Origin of the sequence: Aquabacterium sp., assembly GCF_036279655.1 — a bacterium.
GTDB lineage: Bacteria > Pseudomonadota > Gammaproteobacteria > Burkholderiales > Burkholderiaceae_C > Aquabacterium.
Genome location: NZ_DASUIT010000120.1, coordinates 17,626 through 28,958 on the forward strand (window position 1 = coordinate 17,626; position 11,333 = coordinate 28,958).

The 11,333-nt window shown below is 65.2% G+C and carries 10 protein-coding genes; 1 reads left to right on the top strand and 9 read right to left on the bottom strand.

All coding sequences use genetic code 11. From position 1 onward, the window contains the following. Positions 1 to 25: 25 nt before the first annotated feature. From VFW84_RS13665 to VFW84_RS13695, 7 genes are all read right to left on the bottom strand, one after another. Positions 26 to 535 (bottom strand): OB-fold protein, encoded by a 510-nt coding sequence (locus tag VFW84_RS13665; RefSeq protein WP_329681012.1) that lies wholly within the window; start codon positions 533 to 535, stop codon positions 26 to 28. Between the two features lie 148 nt (positions 536 to 683). Further along, a complete protein-coding gene (locus VFW84_RS13670) occupies positions 684 to 2,993 on the bottom strand; it encodes a hypothetical protein (RefSeq protein ID WP_329681013.1) in 2,310 nt (769 codons plus the stop codon). Positions 2,994 to 3,113: 120 nt separating this feature from the next. Beyond that, a complete protein-coding gene (locus VFW84_RS13675; protein ID WP_329681014.1) occupies positions 3,114 to 3,872 on the bottom strand; it encodes a Crp/Fnr family transcriptional regulator in 759 nt (252 codons plus the stop codon). 72 nt (positions 3,873 to 3,944) lie between these two features. Further along, positions 3,945 to 4,718 carry a Crp/Fnr family transcriptional regulator gene (locus VFW84_RS13680; RefSeq protein ID WP_329681015.1) on the bottom strand — a complete coding sequence of 258 codons (774 nt, stop codon included), beginning with the start codon at positions 4,716 to 4,718 and terminating at the stop codon, positions 3,945 to 3,947. Positions 4,719 to 4,728: 10 nt separating this feature from the next. Continuing rightward, positions 4,729 to 6,084, bottom strand: coding sequence for a c-type cytochrome biogenesis protein CcsB (ccsB, locus tag VFW84_RS13685; RefSeq protein ID WP_329681016.1), 1,356 nt, complete (start codon positions 6,082 to 6,084; stop codon positions 4,729 to 4,731). Next, complete coding sequence (locus tag VFW84_RS13690) at positions 6,081 to 8,267, bottom strand: cytochrome c biogenesis protein ResB (protein ID WP_329681017.1); 2,187 nt, start codon at positions 8,265 to 8,267, stop codon at positions 6,081 to 6,083. The genes ccsB and VFW84_RS13690 overlap by 4 nt, the downstream gene beginning before the upstream one ends. 221 nt (positions 8,268 to 8,488) lie before the next feature. After that, positions 8,489 to 9,130, bottom strand: a complete 642-nt coding sequence (locus tag VFW84_RS13695; protein ID WP_329681018.1) for a c-type cytochrome — start codon at positions 9,128 to 9,130, stop codon at positions 8,489 to 8,491. 66 nt (positions 9,131 to 9,196) lie between these two features. Here VFW84_RS13695 and yihA point away from each other — a divergent pair, with 66 nt between their 5' ends. Then, positions 9,197 to 10,024, top strand: a complete 828-nt coding sequence (gene yihA, locus VFW84_RS13700) for a ribosome biogenesis GTP-binding protein YihA/YsxC (RefSeq protein ID WP_329681019.1) — start codon at positions 9,197 to 9,199, stop codon at positions 10,022 to 10,024. Here the strand turns inward: yihA and VFW84_RS13705 are convergent, their stop codons facing one another. Together VFW84_RS13705 and VFW84_RS13710 are read right to left on the bottom strand one after the other, a co-directional pair. Continuing rightward, positions 10,025 to 10,933, bottom strand: coding sequence for a phosphoribosylaminoimidazolesuccinocarboxamide synthase (locus tag VFW84_RS13705; RefSeq protein ID WP_329681020.1), 909 nt, complete (start codon positions 10,931 to 10,933; stop codon positions 10,025 to 10,027). It lies immediately after the preceding gene. 60 nt (positions 10,934 to 10,993) lie between these two features. Further along, on the bottom strand, positions 10,994 to 11,333 hold a 340-nt coding region (locus VFW84_RS13710; RefSeq protein ID WP_329681021.1), incomplete at its 5' end, for an ATP-binding protein.

An 11,333-nucleotide genomic window follows, 5' to 3' on the forward strand; every position in this document is an offset into this window, starting at 1 on the left:
GACCCGCGTCAAACCTTCGGAGGCGTCACTGCCGCGTCACCCGGCAGTCGTTCAGGATAGGCTCGCCCATCACCATGCCCTGGTGCTGGCAATCCAGGACGAGCGCACGGCCCTCCATCAGCAACTCCTGCTTGGCGGCGGCGTCGTTGGCCATCACGGCGCGCAGCATGCTGAGCCCCTGATCGGACTCCATGCTCACCATGATCAGGCCCGAGTCGGCCTCTTCCAAGCGCGAGATGCGTCCCAGGATGCGCAGGCGCTGGCCCTTGAAGCGCGCATCGATGGTGCCGCGCGTGGCCTTGTACTGCACCATCAATTCGCTGGCCAGTATCTCGCCGTCGCGCGGCTCCAGAGGTGGCAAGGGCTGCGCTGCTGGCTCCTCGCTGGCCGCCAGCACATCAGGTACCGCCTGTGCGGCAGAAGCCTGCGACGCGCTGGATACCGGGCGCACTTCAGACGTCGGCTGGGCGCCTTGCATCCACCACCCGACCACGACCGCCAGCACGCCCAGCACCAGCACCATCCAAAGCACCATGCGACCGCTGGAGCGCGATCGCGAACCACCCCACTGCACCGACATGATGGAAGACTACCTCTTGCCCAGACTCAGAAAAAAGGCCGCCGGGCAATCCGGCGGCCGTGAAAACGCCCAGAGGCGTCGGGGAGAATTTAACGGGGCATCATCACAGTGTCAACAGGTACTGCACCAGGTTGGCCACCTCTGACGAGGACTTGGCGCACCAGGGATGGGGCGATGCCGGCATGCCGATCGGGCCAGGCGCGCCGATCTCCGGGCCGAACTCGCGGCGCATCTTCTGGTAATCCCAGTAATAGTGGTTGGCATCCCAGGCCACCGGCACAAAGTACTTGTGGCGCTCAACAAACAGGTTGCGGGCATCCGAGGTCGTGTCGAAGATGTTCTTCTTCTTGGCCTTGTAGACGCGGAAGACATCGCCCTTGCGGTTCAGATCGGGTGCCGGTGTCGGCTGATCGGCCGTGCCTGGTGCAGGTCGCGCTGGGGCATGCAGGGTGTAGTATTGCTTGTACAAGGCCGACCCCTCGTCACAGCGATCGGGATGGACCAGATCCTCCAGATTGCGCACATGTCCATCAGACAGCAGGCCGCGCGAGCTGACCCAGTACATATTGCGCAGGTAGGTCGCCCGGATGGACTGCTGCTTGTATTGGAAATCGGTGGGCGCAAAGAAGCGGCCCACCTGGTCCAGGCGGATCATTTTCTCGTTGGTGTTGGCGCCCACCTTGTCCGAGTGGCAAGACGCGCAGTTCTGATCGAAGGTGACCTTGCCCATGGCCACTGTGGCGGCCACGGCCGGGTAGTTCTTCCAGCCCTTCTGGACAAAGGCGCCCTCGGTGGTGCTGGTGCTGCCCGTCTGGATCAGCTTGCCGTTGGACTTGAGCCAGCGGAACATGCCCACATTGCGCAGATCGTCGTCGTCCTGGTCCAGCACCGACATGTAGGCTGTCAGGGCCTTGAGCGACTTCTGGTCCATCGAGCCCATGGCACCGTCCGGCTCCTGCGCATGCACATAGGAGCCCTCAAAGCCCACATAGGATTCGGTGTGCGACAGCGCCCGGCGAATGGGCAGGTGGTTGGTCACATTGGGAATCGCCGTCGGCGAGAACAGATAGTCGTTGTCGTACAGGCTGCCCTCCCCGGCGGTGCGCGTCATGGCGGCCTCGGCCGTGCCACCGGGCATCAGGTAGAGCAGAGGGGTCTTGTCGACCTTCTTGGTGCCAGGCGCCCAACTGGGCCCAGGCTCGTCGCCCACGATGAAGGAGAAGGTCGCGGTGGTGTCGCCTGTCTTGTCACCCAGCACCGTCCAGCGCTGCGTCCAGCGCGGGTTGGGCAGGCCCGGGAACACCTTGGTGACGGCGCTGCTGCCCTTGCTGTAGCTGATCTGGTAGCCATGGCAGGATGCACAGTTGAAGCCCGCCCACTTGCCGCGCCCGATCAGCGGATGCGAGGACTCCGCGTACCGGTAACCCACCCAGCCAGTGTTGGAGGTGTTGCCCTTGGTGAGCTGCTTGTCGATCAGCAGAAAACCCGGGATGGGGCTTTCCTGCGGATAGGGGTCGAAGTAGACATCGTCGATGGCTTCATCGGGCACCTGACCGCGCACCGTCTTGACCGCGCCAAATGCCGTGGCCGGATCGGCCTTCAGGCGGGTGTAAGGATCGGTGGTCTGCCCCGCGAAGATCTTGTCCCAGTCCAGCCCCTTGAACTTGTGGGCCACGCCCAGACCGTACTCGTAGGACCAGAAGACCTTGCGGCCCAGGCCCACCATCTCGGCAAAACTGGCGTTGTTGACGGCCACATCGATCGGTGTGATCGCCTTGGTCTCGTCGGACAGCACCGACACCACATCGCAGTTCGGATCGGCCGGGGCTTCCAGGCGATAACGCTGCGCGTCGATGATGTTGTGCGGCTGACCCGGCTTCTTGAGCGAAGTGTTGTAGCCCACACGCTTTTGCACCTGCAGCTTGAGCGGGCCCTTGCTCGCATGGGCGGGCACGCGGAACTCGACCTTGCTGTCACTCCAGCTCAGCACATCCTTGGGCCAGTTGCTGCGCACCACGCCCGTCTCGTAATTGGTGCTCGATGCGATGTCGAGCTTTTGCTCGTACATGACCAGATCGGTCTCCAGCACGCGGCTGTTGCCGATCAGGATCTTGCTGAAGTCGATGTCGGTGCCTGCGCCAAAGCCCGACCCCATCAGTGTCACGGTATCGCCCGGCTTGAGCGTGGGCCGGGCATTGGCCGCACCGGCCGTCCACACCAGCGCGCCATTGACCAGCATCTGCTGCACCACCGGCTGCGCAAAGTTCTGCGCCGAGGCCTGCCTCTGCTGCTCACGCGCGGCATTGAAACCGCAGACGGTGTCCTGGTTGGGGAAGTTGGGCGCTGCAGCCTGCGCCAGTGCGGCATGCACCGCCAATGTGACGACGCCAATGCGCGGTAAGGTGTGTTTCATAGGGGTCTCCTGATGCACGTCAAGCAAATGCTGAATGCGATGATCAGGACACCCCGATGCAGGCGCTGTCGTCCAAGCGACAGATCAGGGAAACACCGGGGTCAGACCCGCCGGTCTGGCTCACTTCCCCTGGCCGTCTGTCGCCGAACCCAGCAGATGCGCCAGCACCTTGCGCTCTGTGAACGTCAGGTGCGCCACATCGGCCAGAGCCTCACGGTCCAGCACCTCGATGACCCCGTAGGCGACCCGAATGATGCCCTGCGCCTGCAGCGCCATCAGCGCGCGGTTGGCCGTCTGACGCGACATGGAGAGCATCAGCGCCAGATTGCCCTGGCTCACGTTCAGGCGCACCTTGCCCTCACGCTGCGTGGCTGCGGCCGACTGCACCATCCACACCAGGCGGCGCGCCAGGCGCCCCTCGGGAGGCAGCAAGGACAGGTCCTCCAGACTGATGAAGACCAGGCGGGTCTTGAGCGCCATCAGGATCCCGAACTGCTGCCAATACTGTGGTGTCTTGTGCAGCATCTGGTCGATGTCGGCCAGACGCACATGCATCACGGTGGTTTCGTCCTCGGCCAGCACATCGTGTGTGCGCGGCAGGCGATCGAACAGGGCGATCTCCCCCAGCCAGGTGGGGGGCTCGACCAGCGACAGCACGGCCTCCTTGCCCGCCTCGGTCAGGCCGGAGACGCGCAAGGTGCCACTGAGCACGGCGTACAGCCCATCTGGCGGATCCCCCCGAAAGAACAGGTGCTGCCCCGCCGCCAGGGTCCTGAGCACGCCCTTGGCGATGAGGTCGGTCGCCAGATCGGGCGGCAAGGAGCCGAACCACAGATCGGAGCGCAGCGTGTCGAGTTGAGCGGGAGAGAGGTCAGCCATGGGGGCGCATGATCAGAACACCTGGACCTTGCCAGTGTCTCCGCGCCGACAAAGCTGGGGCAAACCCCAGGATCATTCGTCGCCGCGAGCGGTCGACTGCAGGTGTCCCAGGATGCGTTTTTCGGTGCCGGACAGGTCTGCGACCTCGATCAGTCTGGACAGATCCTTCACCTCAATGCGGCCATAGGCCACCTGCACAATGCCCAGGTCCTGCAGCCCCTGCAGCACCTGGTTGGTGGTCTGCCGCGACAGCGACAGCATCATGCCCAGTTGGGCCTGGCTGATGGGCACCACGCAGGAGCTCTGCCCCGTCGTGGCCGGGCTCGACTGGCTGAGCAGCAAGAGGCGACGCGCCAGCCGGCTTTCGGCCGGCAGCAAGGCCAGATCCTCGATGCCGATGAAGGCCAGCCGCACCCGCAAGGCCATGAGCCGGCCGAACTCGCGCCAGTGGCGCGGCTCCCGGTCCAGCAGCGCTTCCAGCTCGACCTGAGACACATGCAGCAGGCGGGTGGCCCCTTCCGTGGTGACGTTGTGGGTGCGGGGCAACTGATCGAACAGAGAGATCTCGCCAAACCAGCTGGGCGACTCCACGATGGTCAGGATGGCCTCCTTGCCTGCCTCGGTCACTCCGGAAACACGCAAGGAGCCTTCCAGCACGGCGTAGAGCCCGTCCGACGGATCCCCGCGAAAGAAGATCTGCGCCCCGTGGGGAAAGCGCCGCGGCGTGGCCCGCGCCAGCAGCGCGTCCTCCAGTGTCTGGGGCAGGCTGCCGAACCAGGGGTCCTTGCGCAGCAAGCTCAGGATCTCGGGGGTGATCCAGGATCGGGCGTAAGGATCACTGCTCATGCGACACCGATCACAGCTGTCCGTAGGAATGCAGGCCGGAGAGGAACATGTTCACGCCCAGGAAGGCAAAGGTGGTGACCACCAGCCCCACCAGGGCCCACCAGGCCGCAAACGTGCCACGCAGGCCCTTCATGAGCCGCATGTGCAACCAGGCCGCGTAATTGAGCCAGACAATCAGGGCCCAGGTCTCCTTGGGGTCCCAGCTCCAGTAGCCGCCCCAGGCCTCGGCTGCCCAGAAGGCCCCCAGGATGGTGGCGATGGTGAAGAAGGCAAACCCCATGGCGATGGCCTTGTACATCACGTCATCAGCCACCTCGGGTGCGGGGGTGCGCTCATTGATCCAGCGCCGCGCCGGAATCACCAGCACAAAAAACAGCAGCAGGCCACCGACCATGCGGCCTGCCTTGATCACCGAGCCCATGGTCTCGGCCGACAGATCACCCAGCACCGCAAAGCCCAGCAAAGGCAAGGCGATCGTGATGGCTGGCACCCCCACCAGACCCAGCCACAGGGCACGCGGCGCCGCCGTCTTGAGCAGATAGGCCAGGGCCACCATGGCCGCCAGCGCAAAGGTGCCGTAACCCACGAAGTTGGCCGGCACATGGATCTTCATCCACCAGCTCTGCAGGGCCGGCACCAGGGGCTGGATCTCGCTGGCGCCGCGCGCCAGGGCGTACCACAGCAAGAAGCCCACCGAGGCGCTGACCACCAGCATGACAAAGGCCCCCAGGCCCGTGAGCGGCTGGCCGGCCTGGCGGTAGCGGTCTTCGTAATAGAGCCAGAACAGCGTGGTCATCCACGCAAACAGCACGAAGACCTCATAGAGGTTGCTCACCGGGATGTGCCCGATGTCTGGCGCGATCTGATGGCTCTCGAACCAGCGCACCACGGTGCCCACCAGGGCCATGAAGACACCGCCCCAGGCCAGACGAGAGCCGATGATGCCGGGCGTGCTGCGATTGAGCCCCACCGAGGCCCAGTAAAACGCGGTGCTCATGAAAAAGAGCAGGCTCATCCACAAGATGGCACTCTGGCTGGAGAGCATGTACTTGAGCCAGAAGACCTGGTCGGCCGCAGCGAGATCGGCACCATAGTCGTCAGTCGAGCGCATGTACAGCGCCATGGCGGCGGCTGCGGCCAGCCCCGCCAGCACCGTCAGGGCCCGCAAAGGCTGCCACAGCCAGCCCAGGGCGATCACCGAGGGCACGGCACACAGCAAGATGCCCTTTTCATAGACGTCCATGGATCCGCCGTAGCGGTGGAAGCCCCAGCCGGCCGTCAGCAGGATGATGACTGCAAAAGCCCAGTCCAGCGTGCTGCGGCGGGACATCAGGGGCGCGGGCAAGGCCTGGGTGGTGGTGGTCATGTTGGGGTGCGATCGGTAACAGCAGGAGCGGCTGCGGCAGGCACGATGGCCTGACGCAGACGGTCGAATTCATGGTCGGTGTCCAGCGTCTGTCGGGTCGAAGACAGGGCCATCTTCACGGCGGTGCCGCCCGAGGCATCGGTCTGCAGCCAGACCCACACGCGGCGCTCGCGCACATAGAGCATGGCAAAGACCCCGATGATCAACAAGGCGCAGCCCAGGTAGACCACGTTGCGACCGGGGGTACGCGTGACCTGGAAAACGCTGGCCTGGCGCTGCTCGAAGCTCTCGGGCATCAGGATCAGGGGCGCGGGATAGTGCTGCGCATCGGACAGCGACATCACCGACTGGGTCATGAAACTGCGCGTGGCCTCCTCGTCGGCCGACAGGGCCGGCAAGCCCGCGCGCTCACGCGCCAGATTGAGCAACTCGAACAGACTGCCATTGAGGATGCGGATCAGCGTGGCCGAGGTGTGCTCCTGCTCCGCCGGTGGCACCACCCTATTGATGAACTCCGACAGGGCCTCGAAGCCCGCCATCGGCGGCGCGCCGGCCGCGACGCCCGGCACCGCTTGAGCGCCAGAAAACAGATCGAGCACACGCTGTGACGACACCTGCAATTGCCCGATCAGTTCAGGGCGATCGGCCGAGGCGCCACGCACCGCAAAGCGACGTGCCGCCTCCTGGCGCAAGGCAGGGTCGGACAGGGCCTGGCGCAGCCGCCACCAGCCGGTGATCTGCATGTTCTCGTCGGCCGGCACCCGCAGGAAGCGGAAGGACTCGGCCAGGGTGTTGCGCACCCCCAGCAGGAACACCGCCTGTCCGTCCAGCATCACCGGGACCATGTAGTTCTGGAATTCGCGCGCCTGCCCGGCGGCATCGCGCAGCTTGTAGGTCACCGACGGGCCGATGTTGGTCAGTCGCTTGTCACCGCCCGGCGCCCGCGCACCAGAGCCCAGATGGCGGGTCAGATCCTGCAGGTTCACACCCCGCACATCGGTGGTGCCCTGCCCGTCCTGGCGCTGCTTGTCGGCCGCGGCCAGGTCCTCGACATTGATCACCCGCAGCGACGTGAGCTCCAGGCTGAGGGCTTCGCCCCCGGTCAGCTCACGTGGCAGCATCTGTCCTTCGCCACCCACCACCCCGGACAACACCGCCGTGCTCTGGGCCGCACGCGCCCCCAGTGACACCGGCTTGAGTCGCACCAGCGACCCCCCATCCTCAAAACTGGACTGGAAGATGGTGATGCCGTCGTAGATGAAGGGCTTGTTGACCTCGACCGTTGCGGCGTGGCTGGACTGGTCGCGCGGATCGTGCACCACGATCTCGCTGGCAAAGCGCTTGGGCATGCCCGTGGCGTAGTAATCGACGATGAACTTCTTGAGCTCGACCTCGAAAGGCAGGGGCTGCAGCAGCATGCCCTGATCCAGACTGAGCACCGCCGACGAGGAGCGCTGTCCCTCGGCCACCATCAACTGAGCCCGATAGGCCGGGTTGGACAGGCTGAGCTTGTGCTTGTCCAGCACCTCGCCGCTCTTGTAGGGCTCCAGGTGGAACCACCAGGCCTGGGCCTTGGCGATCATGTCGCCATCGAACAGCCCCCCCAGACACACCAACACGATGGCCGAGTGCGCCGCGATGTAGCCCAGCTTGTTGGCCGTGCCCCGACGCGCCGCGATCATCACCCCGGGCTGAGCCCCCGACTCGCCGGTGCGCTCCTGCGTCTTGAGCTGCCAGCCCTGCTGCCCCAGGGTGCCCAGCACCTGGTCGCGCGCCACCGCCAGTGGGGCGTCCACGCGTCCCTGCGCCTTGTGGTGAAAGGCGCCCAGGGCCTGCTCGCGGATGTTCTCCTTGAAAGTCCGGAGGTCGGCCAGGATCTTGGGCACATTGCGGGCAATGCACAGACTGGTCGACACCACCAAAAACGCCAGAATCAGCAGGAACCAGCCCGAGCTGTACACCCGAAACAGGCCCAGGGCCGAGAACACCTCGGCCCAGAAAGGCCCGAAGGCATCGACATAGTTGACCAGGGGCTCGCCCTGCTTGAGCACCGTGCCAATGGCCGAAGCCACGCAGATGATGGTCAGCAGCGCGATGGCAAAGCGCATGGAGGCCAGCAACTCCTGGGCGTCGGCCCAGGCACTCTGACGTGGCAGCGAACTCGGCGAAACAGCGGTGGACATGACAGCGTGAGGACTCGCGGTGACGGGTGCGGCAGGCGGCACTCACCACCCTCGTGCCGCACTATAGCCGCGCCAGGATCCCGACACGGTCGCCGGGGCGACCATCGTCGCCCTGGCTTGGGCAAAAAAAAGGCAGGACCCCCGATGAGGATCCCGCCTGATGTGTACTTGGGTTGCGCCCCTGCAAGCAGGGCTCACCGGACACCCCCAAGGGGCCGGGATCAACGCAGACCGGAAATGTAGTCGGCCAGCGCGGCGATTTCCTTATCGCTCAGGATGGAAGCGATGGAGGTCATCTGGACGCTGTTGGTGCGGTCACCCTGACGGAAAGCCGTCAGTTGAGCCTTGGTGTACTCGGCGTGCTGGCCAGCCAGACGGGGGTACTGGGCAGGGATGCCGGCACCGTTGGGGCTGTGGCAGCCTGCACAGGCGGGGACCGACTTGGCGGCAATGCCACCACGGTAGATCTTTTCACCCAGGGCGACCAGATCCTTGTTCGTGGCCACACCCGGCTTGGCCTTCTTGCTGGCGTAGAAGGCGGCCACATTGACCATGTCGGCGTCGCTCAGGGGCGCAGCCATGCCGGACATGACGGGGTTGGCACGCTTGCCCGACTTGAACTCCTGGAGCTGCTTGACCAGGTACTGGGCGTGCTGGCCCTGCAGAATGGGGAAGCCCGGGGCGCCACGGCTGCCGTCCACGGCATGACAGGCCACGCAGACCTGGGTGGCCTTGGCCTCACCGGCAGCCAGGTCCGGCTTGGCGGCTTTGGCGGGCTCGGCGGCGTGGGCCAGACCCGTCAGGGCGACGGTCAGGGAAGAGGCCAGGGCGGCAACAGCGATCAAGGAGGAAAAGCGCTTCATGGTGATCAGTGGGGTGATCCAAGGTGTCGGTCATCGACGCCAAACTTTGGGATTCTACAATGCACTATGAGCCGAGCAACCCCCCCCAAGTCCAAACCGGCACCACGTCCGGTGCACAAGACCCCCCAACCCACGCGCAGCGGCCCGGCCAGCCCGGCCCAGCAAGCCCTGGCGTGGGCCCATTCGGCCCGTTTTCTCACCACGGCAGCGCAGATCGAGCAGTTGCCCGTCAATGACCTGCCCGAGATCGCCTTCGTGGGCCGCTCCAATGCAGGCAAGTCCACCGCCATCAACACCCTGGCGCAGCAACGACAACTGGCTTACGCCTCCAAGACCCCGGGGCGCACCCAGCACATCAACCTCTTCCACCTCGGGCCGCGCGATGCCCCCAACCAGCTCTGGGCCGACCTGCCCGGCTACGGCTACGCCGCCGTGGAGCGCTCAGCCAAACTGCGCTGGCAGGTGGTGATGGCACGCTACCTCGAGATCCGGCGCAGCCTCTCGGGCGTGGTACAGATGATCGACTCGCGCCACGGTTTCACCGATCTGGACCGACAGTTGCTGGAATTCGTGGCCCCGCGCGTTCAAAGCGGCGAGGTCAAGCTGCTGGTGCTGCTGACCAAGGCCGACAAGCTCAACCGCAAGGAAGCGGCCGAGTCGCTGCGCAAGGCTCAGGAGGTGCTGGCCGAGCTGAGCACGGAGGAATCTGACATCGGCATCACGCTTTTTTCGGCCCTCAAGAAACAGGGCGTCAGCGATGTGGCCCTGATCCTGCAGGAGTGGGCCGCCTCGACCGAGGAGGCCCAGCGCATCGCCCAGGAACGCCTCATGGCGCTGCCCCCGGAATTCGAAGACAGGGACGAGGGCGAGGACGGCGGCGACCTGCCGGACTGATCAGCCGATCAGGCGCGTGAGCGCTTCCTGGTACTTGGCCGCCGTCTTGTCGATCACATCCTGCGGCAAGGCGGGCGACGGCGCCGTCTTGTCCCAGGGTTGACCGTTGACGGTGGCCTGCTCGAGCCAGTCACGCACGAACTGCTTGTCGTAGCTGGGCGGATTGGCGCCGGCCTGGAAGGCCGCCTCATAGCCCTCGACCGGCCAAAAGCGCGAAGAGTCCGGTGTCAGCACCTCGTCCATCACGGTCAGGGTGCCGTGCTCGTCCAGGCCGAACTCGAACTTGGTGTCGGCAATGATGATGCCCTTGGTCAGCGCGTAGTCGGCGGCCGTCTTGTAGAGCTTGATGGCCAGATCGCGCACCTGGGCGGCCATGTCGGCCCCGATGATCTCGCTCATCTTGTCGTAGCTGATGTTCTCGTCGTGATCGCCCACGTCGGCCTTGGTGGCAGGCGTGAAGATGGGCTCGGGCAGCTTGCTGGCGTTTTTCAGGCCGGCGGGCAGCTTCACACCACAGACTTCACCGTTGTGCTGGTACTCCTTCCAGCCGCTGCCCGCCAGGTAGCCGCGCACCACGGCCTCGACCGGCAGGGGCTTGAGCTTCTTGACCAGCATGGCGCGGCCTTCGACCTGGGCACGCTCTTGCGGGGTGACCACGCTGACCGGATCCTGGCCCGTCAGGTGATTGGGCGCCACATCCTTGAGCAGATCGAACCAGAACAGGGCCATCTTGGTGAGCAGCGCGCCCTTGCCGGGGATGGGCTCGCCCATGATGACGTCAAAGGCGCTGATGCGGTCGGACGCCACCATCAGGATGCGGTCCTCACCCACGGCATAGTTGTCACGGACCTTGCCACGGGCAAGCAAGGGCAGGGAGGTCAGGGCAGAAGTGTGCAGGGCAGAAGTCATGACGGCATCAATGGGTGGACAGAGCGGACCCGATGACGGCGTCCGCGAACGCCGCCTCGGTCAAGACGACATTGTGCCGCTGATCGCCTGCGCTGCGCTCGATGCCGCCTGCGGCAGAAGCACGCCAAAGCAAGCCCCCTGCCCCGGGACGCTGTTGACCAGGATGCGCCCGCCCATGAGCTGGACCAGATTGCGGGTGATGACCAACCCCAGGCCATGGCCTTCGGTCGATGTCCGCTCGGCGCCCAGGCGGTTGAAGGGCTGGAACAACTGCGCCTGCTGCTCTGGCGTGAGGCCAGGCCCCTGATCACTCACCACGATCCTCAACCAGGGCGGCTCCAGGCAGGCTCGCATCCGGACGACACCACCCGAGGGGCCGTACTTGATCGCATTGCTCAGC